General features: G+C 41.7%; 15 protein-coding genes. 12 read left to right on the forward strand and 3 right to left on the reverse strand.

Features of this window, described 5'->3' with window-relative positions; genetic code table 11:
• The first annotated feature begins 325 nt into the window (after window positions 1-325).
• Both V7K25_RS07120 and V7K25_RS07125 read left to right on the forward strand, forming a co-directional pair.
• Window positions 326-1855 (forward strand): FAD-dependent oxidoreductase, encoded by a 1530-nt coding sequence (locus V7K25_RS07120; RefSeq protein ID WP_335156413.1) that lies wholly within the window; start codon window positions 326-328, stop codon window positions 1853-1855.
• Between the two features lie 889 nt (window positions 1856-2744).
• Window positions 2745-3575 carry a phytoene/squalene synthase family protein gene (locus V7K25_RS07125; RefSeq protein ID WP_335156415.1) on the forward strand — a complete coding sequence of 277 codons (831 nt, stop codon included), beginning with the start codon at window positions 2745-2747 and terminating at the stop codon, window positions 3573-3575.
• 577 nt (window positions 3576-4152) lie between these two features.
• On the opposite strand, the gene V7K25_RS07130 is transcribed toward V7K25_RS07125, so the two are convergent.
• Entirely contained in the window at window positions 4153-4329 is a 177-nt protein-coding gene (locus tag V7K25_RS07130) for a hypothetical protein (protein ID WP_335156417.1), read from the reverse strand.
• Window positions 4330-4534: 205 nt separating this feature from the next.
• Here V7K25_RS07130 and V7K25_RS07135 point away from each other — a divergent pair, with 205 nt between their 5' ends.
• On the forward strand, window positions 4535-6139 hold the full coding sequence (locus tag V7K25_RS07135) for a serine/threonine-protein kinase (protein ID WP_335156419.1): 1605 nt from the start codon (window positions 4535-4537) through the stop codon (window positions 6137-6139).
• Between the two features lie 791 nt (window positions 6140-6930).
• Window positions 6931-7653 carry an FHA domain-containing protein gene (locus V7K25_RS07140; RefSeq protein ID WP_335156421.1) on the forward strand — a complete coding sequence of 241 codons (723 nt, stop codon included), beginning with the start codon at window positions 6931-6933 and terminating at the stop codon, window positions 7651-7653.
• Window positions 7654-7918: 265 nt separating this feature from the next.
• On the opposite strand, the gene recA is transcribed toward V7K25_RS07140, so the two are convergent.
• Entirely contained in the window at window positions 7919-8998 is a 1080-nt protein-coding gene (gene recA / locus V7K25_RS07145) for a recombinase RecA (protein ID WP_335156423.1), read from the reverse strand.
• A 502-nt stretch (window positions 8999-9500) separates the two neighbouring features.
• Here recA and V7K25_RS07150 point away from each other — a divergent pair.
• The 7 genes from V7K25_RS07150 to xseB all read left to right on the forward strand — a co-directional run bounded on the left by V7K25_RS07150 (window position 9501) and on the right by xseB (window position 13219).
• Window positions 9501-10034, forward strand: coding sequence for a hypothetical protein (locus tag V7K25_RS07150; RefSeq protein ID WP_335156425.1), 534 nt, complete (start codon window positions 9501-9503; stop codon window positions 10032-10034).
• 12 nt (window positions 10035-10046) lie between these two features.
• Entirely contained in the window at window positions 10047-10487 is a 441-nt protein-coding gene (locus V7K25_RS07155) for a hypothetical protein (RefSeq protein WP_335156427.1), read from the forward strand.
• A gap of 8 nt (window positions 10488-10495) precedes the next feature.
• Window positions 10496-10948, forward strand: coding sequence for an HNH endonuclease (locus V7K25_RS07160; protein ID WP_335156429.1), 453 nt, complete (start codon window positions 10496-10498; stop codon window positions 10946-10948).
• Between the two features lie 124 nt (window positions 10949-11072).
• The gene (locus V7K25_RS07165) at window positions 11073-11366 is read left to right on the forward strand and encodes a type II toxin-antitoxin system Phd/YefM family antitoxin (protein WP_335156431.1); all 294 of its coding nucleotides are present in this window, start codon (window positions 11073-11075) and stop codon (window positions 11364-11366) included.
• Window positions 11353-11634, forward strand: a complete 282-nt coding sequence (locus tag V7K25_RS07170; protein WP_335156433.1) for a type II toxin-antitoxin system RelE family toxin — start codon at window positions 11353-11355, stop codon at window positions 11632-11634. Before V7K25_RS07165 ends, V7K25_RS07170 begins: the two co-directional genes overlap by 14 nt.
• Window positions 11635-11694: 60 nt before the next feature.
• A complete protein-coding gene (gene xseA / locus V7K25_RS07175; protein WP_335156435.1) occupies window positions 11695-12999 on the forward strand; it encodes an exodeoxyribonuclease VII large subunit in 1305 nt (434 codons plus the stop codon).
• Window positions 12992-13219 (forward strand): exodeoxyribonuclease VII small subunit, encoded by a 228-nt coding sequence (gene xseB, locus V7K25_RS07180; protein WP_335156437.1) that lies wholly within the window; start codon window positions 12992-12994, stop codon window positions 13217-13219. Before xseA ends, xseB begins: the two co-directional genes overlap by 8 nt.
• Window positions 13220-13363: 144 nt before the next feature.
• Here the strand turns inward: xseB and V7K25_RS07185 are convergent, their stop codons facing one another.
• Complete coding sequence (locus V7K25_RS07185) at window positions 13364-14374, reverse strand: chemotaxis protein CheB (protein WP_335156439.1); 1011 nt, start codon at window positions 14372-14374, stop codon at window positions 13364-13366.
• A gap of 486 nt (window positions 14375-14860) precedes the next feature.
• On the opposite strand from V7K25_RS07185, the gene V7K25_RS07190 reads away from it, so the two are divergent.
• Window positions 14861-17938: a response regulator gene (locus V7K25_RS07190; RefSeq protein ID WP_335156441.1), complete on the forward strand. Its 3078-nt coding sequence runs from the start codon at window positions 14861-14863 to the stop codon at window positions 17936-17938.
• Window positions 17939-18673 lie beyond the last annotated feature (735 nt).

Below are 18673 nucleotides of genomic sequence, written 5' to 3' on the forward strand. Positions count from 1 at the left end.
CTTGTTTTTCTTGGTTCATTGTCAGCGATCGCACTGGGTTATTTCCCTTTACATTTTCCCATAAATGGTAAATCTTCCAAAACTGGATGCTCCCTTTTGATGTCTATCATGATACAGATACATTATTTAGAATTAATAGTCTAGGCTTATACAATAACAAGCTGGAATACACATCTTAGCTTGGTTGTAGAAAGGTTGAAAGACACATAAAGGCACAATCATAGAAGGGAAAATATTTTGACATTTCCCTTCTAGTTTCCGATTACTCTTACCTTCATAACCTTCTTTCCAGCAGAATTAAGTTAGGCTTAAGACTCTAAAAAATATGCAAAATGACTCTGGTAAGACTATTTCTATTTGGATGACAACGGCAGAAGTACCAGATCAACCCGTGCTTACCGAAAATACTCATGCAGATGTGTGCGTTGTCGGTGCAGGGATAGCAGGGATGTCAACTGCCTATATGTTAACCCGCGCAGGTAAATCAGTGGTTGTGCTGGATGATGGCCCCATTGGTGGCGGTCAAACAGCAAGAACAACGGCACACGTATCGAATGTGCTGAGTTATCGTTACTACGAACTGGAGCAAATGCACGGTAAAGAGGGTGCAAAACTGGTTGCTCAAAGTCATACAACAGCAATTAATACTATAGAGGCGATCGCTACCCAAGAAAACATTAACTGTGACTTTGAGCGACTTGACGGCTATCTTTTTCCCCCAGACTTGAAATCAATAGACGAGATTCAGCACGAGTTAGAAGCAGCACACCGCGTTGGACTAACTAATGTTGAAATGGTGAAGAAAGCTCCGTTAACCGGGTTTGATACAGGAGTGTGTCTACGCTTTCCCCAACAAGGGCAATTTGATCCATTAAAATATCTAGCTGGACTTGCAGAAGCCATAGAACGCCGTGGGGGTAGAATTTATACGGGGACGCACGTAGAAAAAATTCAAGGTGGTTTACCCGCCCGTGTTGAGACAAGCAGTGGTAAAGTTGTGACAGCCGATGCTGTGGTAGTAGCAACCAACTCACCCATCAGTAACTTAGCCACTATGCACTTCAAGCAGGCTCCATACATCACTTTTGTCATCGGTGCAAAAGTGCCTCGTGGTTCTGTTCCCAAAGCACTTTATTGGGATACCCTCGACCCCTACCACTACGTTAGATTACAAAGCATTGACGAACAATATGATGTATTAATTGTTGGTGGTGAAGACCACAAAACCGGGCAAGCGGACGATGCCGATGCTCGCTATGCTAGACTCCAAACGTGGACGCGAGAACGTTTCCCAATCGCACAAGAGGTTTTATTTCGCTGGTCGGGACAGGTAATGAATTCTGATGATGGTATTGCCTACATTGGCAAAAACCCCTTTGATGAGGAAAATGTTTACATTGTTACTGGTGATACAGGCATAGGAATGACCCACGGCGCGATCGCGGGGATACTGTTAACTGACTTGATTTTAGGGCGAAATAATAGCTGGGCAGAACTTTATGACCCATCGCGTGTGAGAATTGGTGGAGTCGGTGATTTTATCTCTGAGAATCTCAACGTTGCTGCCCAGTATTTAAAGTGGGTCACACCAGGCGATGTTGATTCCGTTGAAAAAGTTGCTCCCGGTACAGGCGCAGTGGTGCTACATGGTTTAACAAAAGTCGCAGCTTACCGAGATGAAAACGGCACACTGCACGAACATTCTGCAATTTGTACTCACCTCAACTGTATCGTCGCCTGGAATTCTTCAGAAAAGACCTGGGATTGCCCATGTCACGGTTCGCGGTTTGATACGCAGGGAAAGGTAATCAACGGCCCAGCGATTAATGGGCTGACACCAGTAGAAAACAAGTAAAAAGCTGATTATCAATAGTGTCAGATTATTGATAGAGGTATAACGGAAAATTAAGGATTTTAAAAATAATTTTCCGTTCTTTTCTGTCCATTTAATTGCCAACTCGATTTGTGTATACACAGTAGCCACGCTTGCCGGAGGGGAGACAAAGCATAGCTTTGGTGGGGTGGGGTTCTTCGGGTTTAATAAGCAATTAAGCGGATATGAGATAAGAGGTCAAAATTCATAAATATTTTATTGGGTGGGCAAACAGCCCACTTTTTTATTGTCAATCTCGTAAATATACGGGAACTTCTTGTTCTTGTTTATGGTCCCTTGATACCACCTTAAACACTAAGCAGGTTTCCACTGTAATGGTTCAAGCGTGAACGTAGCCCAAACCAGGCATTATAGCCTTTTATGTCTAATTTATAACTTACCCTAACTCATCGACATGCCACTCTTCACCTCTAAAGGTGCTTACACTTACTATTATCCATTACTAGCTTCTCTTAAATTGTCTTTATATATACAATAATTATAATTTTTTAGTCAATTTAACGCAGACTTAAAATACTTTCAAATTCCGACTATAGATGTTTCCTCATAGAAAAATTTCGCACTAATCAACCAAATATTAGCATAATTCTTTATATATCCACTAAAACTTGATGATAGCTATATCAAACGGCACATTAAAGATTTTTGCGACCAAAACCCTATATACTAAATTAGACTTTGATAAATTTGAGAGTTTTGTTAATTGCAACACCAAAAACTATTAATTTTTAGATGAAATACTAGCGTATCTTATAGTCTATAGTTTTTAAAGTTTAGTCAAAACTATATCCAGTATCATCAAAAAACTGCAAACTTCATGTGGTGCAAAAATCAATCGGGGAGTGAAAACATGAATTTACGTAGAGATGCATTGCAAATCCTCAAAGAAACTAGCCGAACTTTTTATATCCCAATTAGTGTTTTACCGCCAGGATTACAAGAAGCAGTAGCATCAGCATATTTGTGTATGCGTGCCATTGATGAAATAGAAGATCATCCCGAATTAGATAACGCTACTAAAGTAAAGCTGTTAAGAACAATTAGCCTGACATTACAGGCAGGGGTTGATGGCTTTGCGGTAGATGCTTTCTTGGCAGAATTTAGTGGGTATGAGAATACCTTAGAAGAAGTCACAGTGAGGATTAGAGAATGGTCGATACTAGCACCAGAGACCATTGCGCCTAGAATTTGGGATGCCACTGCTGCAATGGCAGACCGGATGGCTTACTGGGCTGAAAGAAACTGGAAAATTTATACAGAATCTGATTTGGATCGCTATACCTTTGGGGTTGCAGGTGCAGTCGGATTGTTACTATCGGACTTATGGACTTGGTACGATGGAACGCAAACCAACCGTACCCAGGCGATCGGGTTTGGCCGGGGTTTACAAGCAGTTAATATCCTGCGTAACCATACTGAAGATTTAGGGCGTGGTGTAGACTTTTTCCCAGAGGGTTGGAGTGCAGAAAATATGCAAGAGTATGCCCGGCGCAATCTAGTCCTGGCAGAAGCTTATACCAAAAACCTTCCTACTGGGCCAGCCTTAGATTTTTGCCAAATTCCCTTAACGTTGGCTAATGGCACTCTTGAGGCCCTTGCCAGTGGTAAAGAGAAACTCAGTCGCAGTGATGTTTTTGCACTTCTCGAACAACTGATTAGTGTAAATATGAAAGCCAGCTAATAGTCTCTTAACGACTAATGGAGATGATTCTAAATTGCCTCCAAACTTGGGCATCCAAAATTCTACAGCGATTTTCTGTAAAGGAGTTAGTGTGGTCTTATATCAGGTTCGGTTAAACACTTAATAATATCTGTAGGTTGGCGAGCCACTGCGCCCTTGCGGTTTCTCGACAACCAAACAAATAGCGTTTTAAAAATATAGACCCGAACGCGAACAGCGTCTGGTAAAGAAGGAGTTTTCCGCAGGGTAACCCAACATTTTATCCTTGTTGATGTTGGGTTTGACTGCCGTATTCCTACGGGGATCTTGCTAAAACCCAACCAACCTACATTGATAGATTTTATTATAAGTTATCACCCGAACCTGATATTTATTATCCTTTAGTGCTAGCCTCTCCCTTTAGGAGATATACGGTGTACACACAAGTGCTATCTGCAAGGGTTTCAAGCTTTTTAGACCTAATAAAATTGTCATTACGAGCAAAGCGAAGTAATCGCATAATCCCATAATTTTTGCGATTGCTTCGTCGTTCCTCCTCGCAATGACGGGCTTTCCGGAGCAATCTAACAGCCCAAAGCTAGAGGACGAAACCAAGTGGCAGGTGGAATTTCACGACTTGTGTGTACACCGTAGCTTTAGGAGATGGGGAGATACCCGTTGTAGGTGTAGGTCGATAGCGCGGCGCTAATGCTGCCCTATCACCCCAAGCTACTACTTCGACTTCGCTCCAAGTAGAGCAACTGGCGTTAGGCACCGCCCTTTAATAGCTTTAAAATTTAACATTCTAAGTATAATAATTTTTTTATTTGGCAACTAATTTACGTAATATTAGCTAAACTTTAAAAAATCTTCAAAGCATTTCCAGCAAAAATTACCTGGCAAGAGTTGATTAATATCTAAATAATTGAAAGAGAGTATAACAACTCACCGTGATTCTTCGTGCAGCGAGTTGACAGTGCATGAGCTACTGCTTAAATCCTATCTGTCCCAATCCAGAAAATTTGGTATATAGCCAAAGGTGCCAGTCTTGTGGCTCGCAACTACTGTTGCGCGATCGCTATCAGGTGATCAAACCATTAGGTCAAGGTGGCTTTGGAGCTACCTTCTTAGCCAACGATCAAGGCTTACCAGGAGAACCGAGTTGCGTAATCAAACAATTACGCCCATCAGGAAGCGCTCCACACGTTTTACAGATGGCCAGAGAACTCTTTGAACGAGAAGCCAAAACTTTAGGTAAGATTGGCAATCATCCCCAAGTACCCAGATTGTTAGACTATTTTGAAGATCATGAACAATTCTATTTAGTTCAAGAATACATCAGTGGTGATACCTTACAGGAAGAGATCAAACTTAACGGCATCTTAAGCGAAACTGGAGTCAAGCAATTTTTGAGCGAGATTTTGCCACTATTGCAATACATCCACGATCAAAAGGTAATTCACCGTGATATCAAACCAGCCAACTTAATTCGCCGCACTCAAGATGCCAGAATGGTACTCATCGACTTTGGTGCCGTCAAAAACCAAATCAGCCAAAGTGCGACAAGTCCATCAGGGCAGACAGCATTAACCGCTTATGCTATTGGTACTCCTGGTTTTGCACCTCCAGAGCAAATGGCTATGCGTCCAGTCTACGCTAGTGATATCTATGCACTGGGGGTGACATGCATTTATTTACTGACTAGCAAAACTCCTAAAGATTTAGATTACAATCCCAACACTGGCGAGATGATGTGGGAGCAACTTGTGCATGTGAGTGACCACTTAGGCAATGTATTGCGAAAAATGTTGGAGGTGTCTGTACGTAATCGCTATCAGTCAGCGACAGAAGTTCTTAGAGCATTGGCAATAGAACCATATTTAGAAAGTTTAGCAAAGGGTTTATTAATTAAATCAGATAATGGGTCTAAAGAGCGAACACACAACCATCTGGAAAATTCTGCTGTTTTATATAACAACTCTTCTGCTGCTACTAGTACAGGAGTGGCACAGGTAGCGGCAGCAATTCGCGCTAGACGAGCCAAGGCAGCAGAGGAAGCATCTGGATCACACCAGGGTTCTGGGATGGCCAAATCAACGACTTTTGTTAACAGCAACAGTAATAGTTCACAAGCTAAAACTTCTAAAGTTGAGCGTAAATTAGATACCCAAGGTTTATTAACTGCTTATCAGAAAGGAAGACGAGATTTTGCTCTACACAATTTAAGTTTGCTGAATCTGCAAGGTGCTGACTTATCCCAAACAAATTTCCATTCCACTCAATTGCAAAAAACCAATCTCCAGGGAGCTAATCTTCACAATAGTGACTTTGGCAGAGCCAGTCTCACTCGAGCAAATCTCAAGGATGCTAATTTGAGCAAAGCATACCTTAACCATGCTGATTTAGAAGGGGCAGACCTGCGAGGCGCAGACCTCAGTAATGCTTGTCTTAGTAATGCTAACCTCCGAGGAGCTAATCTGTGTGGTGCTAATCTCACCAGTGCTAAAATTTCTGATGAGCAGCTTGCACTAGCAAAAACAAATTGGATGACCATCCGCCCCAATGGGAAACGAGGCTTGTTATAAGTTGAAAGTTTAATATTTGAGAATTACTTGCTTGCCCTGCTTCTCAGACTAGTACCGCAAGGCGGAAATAAACCTACCATTTCATTACAGTCAGAAAGCCCAAAATTAAAGTATATGTGACTTTTGACTTTTGGCTTTTGACTTCCGCCTCGCGGTACTAGTTCCCTCTTTTTTAAGGGGGCTTAAGTCAAGTCTTAAACTCAACTGTATTGTTTTATCTAAGCTCACAAGCCTTCTATTTTTCTTATGAGCTTAGATAAATCAGCCCTTATTCTTATCGAGAAAACTCAGATTTATTCATAACTGACCAAATAGATATGATATGGTAACCCTATTTATTTAACTTATAAAAATTGCAACCAAATCTGGAGATACCCGACATCCTAAAAGTTGTCGGGTATCTTGTTGATCGCGAATAATTCCGGATTGTTATAGTTGGGTTAAACGATAGTCATCGCTCTTGCAAATATTAATAAATATCCCATGCCTAGCAAAAATACGTAGATAATTAGCTATTCTTCATCAAATATTTATAATTTGTATCTGTTACAAACAACAAATGATTATTTACAATAAACAATAAAGCATCATAATACTTTTTTTTAGATGTTTCCATGCTTTTCATGGCTAGAAACAACAGGGAATCTCGCTTTTAAAAATTGTAATATCTAACGTTCTTAAGCCACTCAAGTTTTCAGATGGTAGCGGAAAGTTAAAAATTAATTATCCCTGGTTGTAGGCTGAAGCAGAATATTCACAACCGAAATCAGGTAATACAAGGTTTACGTATAATGACTGACTTTGCACAAACGGAAATAGAACGGAGATTAACTTTATATCAGGTATTTCTTAAGTTGTATGAACACCATAGCGGCCTTCTAGATGAAATTCTTCAGCTAGAAAACCTATCTAAACCGTCGTTGACAAGAGAGAAGGCATCTTACATATATGGTGTAGTGGATACTTCTGCTGTTTATTTGATGACTAATTTGTGCGACAATCAGACTCAAAGTTTACGGCAGCCACAGCAAATCTGGACAATAGGTCGTAATCGCAGCAGTGGTATTTGCATTGTTGATAGTTATATGTCTCGTCGCCACGCTGCCATTCAATATATTGACGATCAAGGCTTCTACTTTATAGACTTCAACAGCACCAATGGCTCATTTGTGAATGGCGATCGCGTTTTTGGGTCGATCAAGCTCAAAGATGGCGATCGCATCCGTCTAGGTAGTATGACTTTTGATTTTTTTATGAATTCTACATGCCGCGTTTTGCCAACTATAGCAATGGAATTATTGATGCAACTTATGCATCGAAAGAGGGAGAATCTAGTAGAAATACTTACTTATCCCCATAACATGCCAAAACCTTTGACTGAAAAACTAGATGATAATTCAGAGATTTTCAGAAATTCTGGATTAGTTGAAAAGTTTGAACATTGCTATGACAACTTCAGTTCAGAACAGAAATCAGAAATTTTAGACCGCTTTTTTAGCAGACAAATACCATAGAATTCCAGCTAAAAAATTGGAAATTATCGCAATTTTCAATTGTGTGAAGTATACACAATTCGTAGGGGAAAAAAAAGGTTGTGTTCCTTCTTTTAACTGATTCCAAGGACAAACGCCATAAAAATAAAATGATTGCTCTCCATATAGTGGCAATCATTTTCTAAGGCTTGCTTGCTATAACTCATCAATACTTTGGAAAACGTGGGTTAGCTATCTATATAACCCACTACGTATTAAAAGTTGCAGATAAATAAATCCGCATTCCTTATTCTTCTGGCTCTAAATCGACTTCATCCTCTTCATCTTCTTCACTGGCTTTAGCTACAGAGTTAGCAGAAACAACAGCACCTTTATCTAGCTTTTCTCGCACCAGTTTCTTAATTTCCTCAGCGAATTCAGGCTTTTCTTCTAGATACTTAATGGCGTTGTCTCGTCCTTGGGAGATATTATCGCCGTTGTAACTATACCAAGCTCCTTTGCGGACAATAATGCCAGTTTCTTCTGCTAAGTCAACAACACAACCCAAGGTAGAAATACCTTTACCAAAAATAATGTCAAATTCCGCTATTCTAAAAGGCGGCGCTACTTTATTTTTAGCGACTTTGACTTTAACGCGATTACCATATTCATCTGTACCTTTTTTCAAGGTTTGAATTCGGCGAATATCCAAGCGCACCGAAGCGTAAAACTTCAATGCGTTACCGCCAGTAGTAGTTTCTGGGCTACCGTAGGTAACACCAATTTTTTGCCGTAACTGGTTGATGAAAATTACTGTACAACCAGATTTACCGATATTGCCAGTAATTTTACGTAGAGCTTGGCTCATTAATCGCGCTTGCAGACCAACGTGAGCATCACCCATATCGCCTTCAATTTCAGCACGGGGAACCAGTGCTGCTACTGAGTCAATGACTACAATATCAACCGCAGCAGAACGAACAAGCTGATCGACAATTTCCAAAGCTGATTCGCCTGTGTCAGGTTGGGAAATCAGCAAATTGTCGATATCTACACCCAATGCCGCAGCATAAGTGGGATCAAGGGCGTGTTCTGCATCAACAAAGGCTGCAATACCGCCATTTCTTTGCACTTCGGCGAGCGCATGTAGCGCTACTGTAGTCTTACCAGAACTTTCCGGCCCATAAATTTCAATTACCCGCCCTTTGGGTAAACCACCACCCAATGCTAAATCTAGGGTGAGCGCCCCACTGGAAATTGTCTCCACCCGCATCCGGGTAGCATCGCCCAGGCGCATGATTGCTCCTTTACCAAAGCTGCGCTCAATCTGGTTAAGCACCATAGTTAGCGCTTTTTGCTTGCCTGAAGTATCGGTGTTGATAGCCATTCCTGCGTCTAATGCCTCTTAATATATGGTTTTAAGGAGTGTTGCTCTGGGAGTTTGAGTAGAACAGATATACTATTTTAACCAGAAAATTCTGGAATAGGACTTCTCAAATCAAAAAAAGGGTGTAACAAGATCGTAACTCGATCGCTACCAGATTAGGGTAGCCTTGCACAATGATACCAACTTGCATTATAGAGATAGCTTTTTTTGGCTGGGTAAGCAAGGGGTTTTCAACAAAAAATTATCTAAACAACTCAGCCTTATGCACTGTACATAATGAGACTGCTTTATTTTGGAGAGAGAAAACCTCTATCGTGGTGCCGCAGCTACGCCCGTCGTAGACATCGCTCGTCAAATCTCGATACCACAACAAAAAACTAAGTAGTCTTCAGCATCGATAAGTCTAGTAAAGTTACTGCTATGCTTGAATCCGGCTTATTGGCATGGATATAATGTATTGATATCATAGTAACATAAATTACATAAAATATCTTCAGCAAACGTGAATAAATCACAGTCTATTAAGCTACTTGAAAATGAGGGATGGACAAAAGCAGATGCTATGCGTGCTTTGGAAGTAATTGATTTTAGTACCAATCCTGATGAAATTACCATTCGCAGAGCTATTTCGCCTTTTGCTGGTTCTGAATTAATTAAGCGTCAGCGTCTTCAAGCTGCCCAAAAAGGTCTGGTAACGAAGAAAACTAAAGAGATTGAATTAAAGGAGCAGGAATATGCTGCCAAAATTGACCAAGTTAAAAAGTATCCAAAACCGGAAAGAGAAAAATACGAAGCTGAAATTAAAACCTTGTCTCAAAGAAATAATATTTTAGAAGTTGAACTCAAAACAATATCTTTTCAAAATAAAAAATTAACCGAAGTTAATGAAGAACTTAAAAAAGATAATAAATCTCTAAAAAATTTAGTCGATCAAATTAAACTTAAACTAGCAATAAATACTAAAGAAATCCTTAAATATGAAGATAGTGAAATACGGAAAGCAGTAATTACTTTTTTCAAATGGACTTTAGGCTAAAACACTGAATATATGAGTGAGCAAAAAGGTAAAAAAAGGAATTTTAGAGGTATGAGTTATCGGGTTGTTCAACTCGCCAACTCAAATAATCGGAGCAAGCTTCATAAGAAAGACCAAACTTGGTTAAAAGAAAACTTTTATAAAAATATTGGCTGGGATAATGTTGTTAATTTTTATCAAAAAATAGAGGAACTTCTAAATAAGTATCAAGTAGAGGAACTCACGCTTGAAGAATTATTTATCGAGGCTGATCGGATTGGCAATAAATATCTCACGAATCAAGAAATAAACGACTATAACCAAAGCTTATCTAAAAAAGTTAACGAGGTAGCAGAAGAAATTGATAAGCAGTTTCCTGAGACAGACATTGAATTTATTGATTTTAGTCAAAATACTAATATTAAATACAAAAAAAAGCCTAATCACAAGACATATAGAACAGTAAAGGTTTAGCAATAAATATGGTTAACATTGAAGATAAAGAACTTAAAGAATTATTTGAGCTTGCGGACACAATTGGTAACAAGCGATATCACAGGCTAACTCATGAAGATTTTGAAACTTATAGGAAATTCGATTATTGGCGCTATATTAATGGTGATTATGAGTGCGGTACAACTCCAGATAGTAAAGATTGGGTGAGAGAAAATTCTAATTGGTACTGTCCAATTTGTGGATATCACTACTCTGACAAAGGTGGTAAGACCATAGATCACAAGCTACCTCGATCGCAGTATCCTTGGTTATCAATGGAATTCAAGAATTTATGGGTTATTTGCCAGGTTTGTAACAAAGAAAAGGGTGAAATGCATTGGTACAAGTATGAACACTATATATTTGTTAATTATCCGGAACTTTATGTTGCTGTGAAGATGGCACGTCCTAGCCAGTTACTCCAGTCTCTGAAAGATTAAACCAAATAATGTAATTACCTATTGCTTTAAGACGCACTGAAAAATCTAATATTTAATAATGAACAGTGTATTATCTTCAGCCAAAATTGAGATGAGAAGAGTTATCTGCTAAAATATAGTCATAATGTCTAAAATAGTCAAAGTCGCTATGCAGACCTACACTCTGACTGATGCTCGTAACAAACACGCTGAGGTTTTTGACAAGGCTGCTATTGAGCCAGTTCTGCTAACCAAGCAATCACGGCCTAGCCATGTGATTATTTCAGCCGAGAGCTACCAAAAATTAATTAATCGGTTGGAAGAATTAGAGGATATGGTTTTCGGTCAAGCTGCTGAAGTTGCGCTGAGTCAGTCCCAAATGATTGGTACAGAGGCTTTTACATCTGCACTAGAGCATTTAGCTAATGGCGAAGCTTGATGGTCTAGCAACTGTTCTTGATTTCCTTAATGGTTTACAGCCTAAAATAGCAGCACAGATTGCAAAAAAGGTTTTGGCTTTGAATGTTGAGCCTTTACCCACTGATAGTAAGCAGCTATCTGGTTATCAGGATTTATATCGAGTTGATAGTGGTGAATATCGAATTGTTTACAGGTATTTTCCTGAGCAAGATTTAATAGAAGTGATTTTAGTCGGTAAGCGCAATGATGATGATGTCTACAAAAGATTAAAGCGTTTACTGACATAAACTTTTGTTTTCATCAAAATGCTAGAATCGCTCCAGCACAAATGCTTTTAGGCATCTTTGATGACTTTCGACCTTCCCGACTCTCTGATTCTCGATACTGCACTTTCAGTTTCTGGATTAACTGACTATATCCGCTTGCTGTTAGAGCAAGATGAACAATTGCGGCAAGTTTGGGTAACTGGCGAAGTCTCCAGCGCTAACCACCATCGCAGTGGTTTATTTTTTACGCTGCAAGATACCGATCGCACCACCGGAATTAAGTGTGTGGTATGGAATAGCCAACTGCCAAAACTCGCCCAGATACCCGTTCCCGGTGAGCAGATAATCATTTTGGGTAGTATTCGCCTGTATCCGCAACGGGGAGAGTATCAGTTATCAGTTTGGCAGACTCTACCTGCTGGTGTTGGTTTACAGGCGTTGCGCTATCAACAACTCAAAAATCGCTTGCTGGCTGAAGGGTTGTTCGACGCGCAAAGAAAGCGATCGCTTCCAACTCACCCCCAAACGATCGCTGTCGTCACTTCACCAACGGCTGCTGCTTGGGGTGATATTCAAAAAACTCTCAGACAAAGGTATCCAGGTTTACAGGTTTTATTTTCTCCCGCAACAGTACAAGGTGAGCAAGCACCGGAATCTATCGTCAAAGCAATTGAGCGGGTAGAAAGAGATGGACGCGCCGAAGTGCTAATTTTATCGCGGGGTGGTGGCGCTGTTGAAGAATTAGCTTGCTTTAATGATGAACGAGTGGTGCGATCGCTAGCTACTTGTTCCATTCCTGTAATTACTGGTATCGGCCATCAACGAGATGAATCTTTAGCAGATTTAGTTGCAGATGCTTGTGTGCATACACCGACTGCGGCGGCAGAACTTGTTGTGCCATCACTTTCAGAGTTGTATACTCAGCATCGGGGGCGAGTTGTGGCTTTACATGAGGCGGTGCATGATTTTGGGGAAAATTCTTTTAATAAACTGCAAGTATTGCGAAATCGTTTGCGACGTTTGCGGTTAGATCGGCAAGTGCAGCTGGAGGTGGACAAGTTAGGTTGGAAGCGTCAGCATTTGGTGCAAATTACGATGGGGCGATCGCAGCAAGCAACGCAGCATTTAGAGTTATTGCGGCAAAAGTTAGCTAGTCTTGACCCGAAAGCTGTGTTACAGCGTGGTTATGCGGTGGTGAGGCGGGAAGATGGAGCGATCGCTCGTTCTGCGGCGGAGTTGACTGTGGGAGAAGATTTGTTGATTCAGTTGGGGCAGGGTGAAGTTAAAGTGAAGGTTATGGAAGTAAACGAACCGCCCTCCGGGTTCACAGTCGCCTACAGCGCTGATTCACCAAGACGCCAAGGACGCCAAGAGTTGAATGGTTAAACGTAAGAGTGCTTCTAGTTCTGAGGAAGGTTGGAATTATGAGGCAAAGGTTGCTGAAATAGAGGGAATTATCGCTCGCATTGAGGCGGGTGAGTTGGATTTGGAAGCTGTGTTTGAGCAATTTGCTAGTGCTGTTGAGTATTTGCGTCAGTGCGAAAGTTTTTTGCAGCAGCGACAGCAACAGGTAGAGTTATTGATTGAAACTTTGAGCGATGAGTAGAAGTTAGAGCCTGCTGGTGTGGTTCTTCGGGTTTAATTAAGTAATCGGACATGATAGCATACTATGCTTAGATGCTTTTTAGCCAGCTTGCCGTAGACATCGCCTTGATATCTAACCTAATACAATCCACGCAGATACACAGCTTTAATCAACACCTGTGTTTGCATTGTCTTTCAATAGCACTTCTCGAATAATGGCGGAGCGCTCAAGAGCAGAGTGCGCCTCTTCTTTCAATCTTTGTGCTGCCAATGGTAGATTGCGAGCCTCCATTCTTGAAGCCATGCGATGTGATAAAGAAGCTTTCTCTTCCAATGCCCTCAAAGCGATCCATAGCGCCTCCTCTATGGCATCAGACTGCGTGGCTAGCAAAGTTTTTGCTGAATAAGCATGACCCGTGCGACACCGGAAGCGCAATAAATTTCCCTCTTTGACTTCCCAGAGAATACCACCGCAGTCAGGACAGCCAAAGGTTGATGGTTTACCAGGTCGATCGCTTTCATTTTCTACTGCTTTTAAATTCAATTGCGCTATTTCAGTTTCAAACTCCATCTGGCTAGGTATGGGGTTTTCTGGTTCTATTTCCATTGGTATATTAACTAAAGCTACCAAAATAGAAGGAATATCTGAAAGTGGCACGATATGGTCAATATCATCTACATTATTGATCGCATTACGTGGCATATCAGGATACAAAGCATTGTCGGGATTTTGGACAATTGCCACACCGCCCCGCATTTTTACAGCCATTAGTCCCGCCGTGCCGTCGTCAAGCATACCTGTTAACAGCACAGCAATCACTCGCTGCCCATAGGTTCGCGCTGCACTGCGAAACAATGGATCAATGGCGGGACGACAACGGTTTTCTTTTGCTCCCCGCGCCAAACGTAAATATCCTTGTTCTACCAGTAAGTGGTAGTCAGACGGAGCAACATAAATCCAACCATGAACAATAGCTTCGCCGTCCTGAGCGTGAGACACTGGTAAGTTGCCAGCGCGACTTAATATTTTTGGCAGAACACTCGTGCTGTAACTGGATACATGAAGAACTATAATCACAGCAGCATTGAGATCGGACGGCAAATTCTTGACTAGATAAGTTAGCGCCTCAACTCCACCGGCTGATGTTCCAACGACGATAATATTGTGTTCAAGCATTAATTAATGTAACGATTTTACTACCATAGCAGCGTGGACAACAAAAGCACATTTACTGCGCTATTGATAATAACGCAGCCAAAGAATTTGCTCACCTAGCTTTAAGAGGATTTATTCTTCATTTTTTTACTCCTGAATTCTGAATTCTGCTGTATAGAGTCAGAGAGTATGAATCACACACATTTCCCAGAGTCTTGAGGAAGGCAGAAGGTTCTTTTCAGCTATAGGATTCAAACCCCTCCTGAAAAGAAGCCATCAAATTAAAAACTTGGTGGGAGTCTTAAACCCAAGACCCGTTTGGTCGCACGACTAGAACAGAGGACAGTATTCCAACTGAGCCTCCTGCCCTCTGCCTTTCTGGATAAAACAGGACTATGGCAAAATCTTTATATAAATGAGGATTTTAGCGCTATTTTAAAAAGACTGATTTCTCTATGATAATCTGCGAAATATGGGCTTTAACTCTATCCGCTCAATTAATTTACGATGTCTCAGCAACAGCGCACCATTTTAATTGTCGATGATTCCCCAGAAGATCGAGACCTCTATCGGCAATATTTGCTGCGCGATCGCGAATATTCCTATACTATCCTGGAAGCAACGTTAGGGGTGCAAGGACTAGAACTGTGGCAACGACATCAGCCAGATGCTGTTTTACTTGATTATCGACTACCCGATCTGGACGGACTGGAATTTCTGGCTCAATTGCAACCCTCGACCCCACAGCCTTGCCTACCTGTGATTGTCGTCACCGCACAGGGCAATGAAGCGATCGCAGTTCAAGCAATCAAAGCGGGCGCCCAAGATTATATTGTCAAAGAGCAAATTACCCCAGAAAGGCTACAAATAGCAGTCAATAGGGCAATTGAAACAATGCGGCTACACACCCAACTACAACAGCGTATTGAACGAGAGCGCGTAGTCTTATATATTACCCAGAAAATTCACCAATCGCTGAATTTGGATGAAATTCTTCAGACAACCGTAGCCGAAGTTAGAGAATTTCTTCACACTGATCGAGTCTTGGTTTTTCGGTTAAAATCTGACGGCAATGGTACTGTAGTCGCAGAATCGGTTGGGGCAGAGTGGCGATCGCTCCTCTCGCCTACTATGTATCATCCGTGCCCAAGTGAAAACTACATTGCCTCAAATCGAACGCAACTTCTCAGGTACGATCCCACCTTTATCAAGAATTATATTGAACGCTATTATCAGGGGCAAATAACGGCAGTATCAGATATTCATGATAGTAATATTGACCCATGCCACAGTGAATTGTTGGCACAGTTTCAAGTCAAAGCTAATCTGGTTGTACCAATTCTCCAAGATAACCAGTTTTGGGGATTGCTTATTGCTCATCATTGTACCTCCCCTCGATTTTGGCAGCCCTTAGAAATTGACTTGCTTAAAGAGTTGGCAACTCAGATGAGTATTGCCTTGCGGCAGGCAGAACTGTATCAGCAGGCACAGCGTGAATTAAAGGAACGCCAACAGGTAGAAGCGGAACTACGGCAGAGCCAAGAACGCCTGCGATTGGCACTGTTAGCCTCTCGAATAGGAACGTGGAACTGGAACATCAAGACGGGAAAAATTTCTTGGATTGATATAGATATCAGCGAACGCAAACGGTCAGCCGAAGCTCTGCGCGAGAGCGAAGAACGTTTTCGGCAGCTTGCAGAAAATATTGATGCAGTATTCTGGATCAGAGAAGTGGCTGAAAATCGAGTCAGCTATGTCAGTCCTGCCTACAAACGACTGTGGGGATTAGACCCGGAGGAAATGTATCAAGGACAACAGGCATGGATCGATCGTATCCACCCAGAAGATCGAGAATCGATCCACAGAGCCTTTCATGAAAAAGCTGTCGCAGGTAAATTTGATGAAGAATATCGGATTTTTTTACCCGATGGTAGCATTCGCTGGGTTCACGATCGCTGCTTTGGGCTTCGAGATGAAACAGGAGAGATTTATCGGTTTGCAGGTATTGCCGAAGACATCACCGATCGCAAACAAGTAGAGGAAGCATTACGCCAAAGCGAGGAACGCTATCGGTGCTTGGCAGAATTAATCCCACAATTAGTCTGGACAGCCAACGCAGAAGGAGCGTTACTCGATGTCAATCAACGTTGGTTGGAATTCACAGGATTAACGCCAGAACAAGCCCACACCCTCGCCTGGAAACAGGTTGTCCATCCAGAAGATATAATTATTATGGCTCAACGGTGGAGCGAGGCAGCACAACAGGGTACTTCTTATCAAGCTGAAGGTCGTATGCGGCGCTCAGATGGTGTCTATCGCTGGCATCTACACCAAGCAATTGGGCAAAAGGATAAACAAGGTCAAATTGTCAAATGGTTTGGCAGTGCAACTGATATCGAAGCGCAAAAACAACTCGAAGCTGAACGCGATCGCCTATTCCAGCTAGAGCAGGCCGCGCGGGCTGAAGCAGAACGTGCCAATCGCATCAAAGATGAGTTTCTTGCCGTTCTCTCCCACGAATTGCGATCGCCTCTCAACCCCATTCTTGGCTGGACAAAACTGCTACAAAGTCGCAAATTCAATGAAACTAGAACACTTGAAGCCTTAGCCACCATCGAACGCAACGTTAAACTGCAAACTCAACTGATTGATGATTTGCTCGATGTCGCCAAGATTCTGCGCGGCAAACTCAGCATTGATGCTAGTCCTGTGAATCTGGCATCTGTTATTGAATGTGCGATCGACACGGTAAGTACAGCAGCTATTGCTAAATCCATACTATTGCATCCAGTACTGCCGAATATTGGGCAGGTTTGTGGAGATTCCAACCGTCTGCAACAGATTGTTTGGAATTTACTTTCTAATGCTATCAAGTTTACTCCCAAAGGCGGACGGGTAGAAATCAGACTAAAGCAAGTTGACGATCAAGCACAGATTATCGTCAGCGACACTGGCAAAGGTATTAGCCCTGACTTTCTCCCGTATATTTTTGAATCATTTCGTCAAGAAGATGTCTCAATTACTCGCAAGTATGGCGGGTTAGGATTGGGGTTAGCGATCGTCCGTCAGTTAGTTGAGGCCCACGGCGGCACAATCGCGGCTGATAGCCCTGGTGAAGGCTTTGGGGCTACCTTTACAGTCCAGTTGCCACTGCTGAATGTTGAATCGGAAATCAAGCAGATAGATGAGTTGTCACAACAAACACTCGAACTCACGGGGATTCGAGTCCTCACAGTTGATGATGATCCTGATGCCCGTGAGCTATTAACAGTATTGCTTGCTGAATACGGAGCTACAGTCTTGACTGTTTCTTCTGCGGCAGAAGTGTTGGCAAATCTGGAGTCTTTTCAACCCGATGTCTTAGTCAGTGATATTGGGATGCCCGAAGTCGATGGTTATTCGCTGATTCAACAAATCCGAACTTTAACCCCGGAAAAAGGGGGACACATTCCCGCCATCGCTTTGACTGCTTATGCCAGAGTTGATGATTACCAGCAAGCCATAACTAGTGGCTATCAACGGCATCTTACCAAGCCCCTTAATCCAGAAGAGTTAGTTCAAGCTGTGCTGGCACTTGCACAGTAAACCATTCCCTTCCTTAAAATGATTCGGTTCATATACTTATTGCAGATGGGTAGGGGCACAAAATTGTTGTGCCCTTACAAATAATTGATGTGTCGCAAACATTATTTGAATTGGTATTTCTTGTCAATGCGTAAGTCCTACATAAACAGGACTTACGCAAGCAAAATTTGTCATTGCGATCGGAACGTAGTGTAAAGAAGCAATCCCAGAATTTTAGGCGATTTTTGTGAAGATTAAAAAATCAATTAAGCGATCGCCCTTCCGTTAAGAGTCGTTGATCACTTCTAAATAAATAGCGGTTTCAACTCTTTTACACACATTTTTGTCAGAGTTAAGCTGTCACACTTACCGATATCCCGCCCAGAACTAAAGTTCAGGGCTAATAGCTAAAGTCCACTTAAGTGGACTTTAGCTATGAGACTCGGAATTCATTCCGAGGCGGGATAGAAACGCAGTGCGAGATTTATTAATTCGGTTAGTGGATGTTGTAAAGACGTGTTAACCGCGTCTTGTAGAGACGGCGATTCATCGCGTCTCCTACCTTAACCGAACAGTATTTCCACCTCTCTAAATTGTTTTTCAGTCTTACGTCTCTGTAGACATCGCTCAAATTTAAACATTAGTTATCAAAGTTTGAACGTTTGCAACAAATGTTCTTCCATATATAAGAAAGGCTTAAGCATTTGCAGCAAATGTATAATTAGTTGTTGCAAACGCTTAATACTTTGCAACAAA

Source organism: Nostoc sp., from assembly GCF_036919495.1.
Lineage (GTDB): Bacteria > Cyanobacteriota > Cyanobacteriia > Cyanobacteriales > Nostocaceae > Nostoc.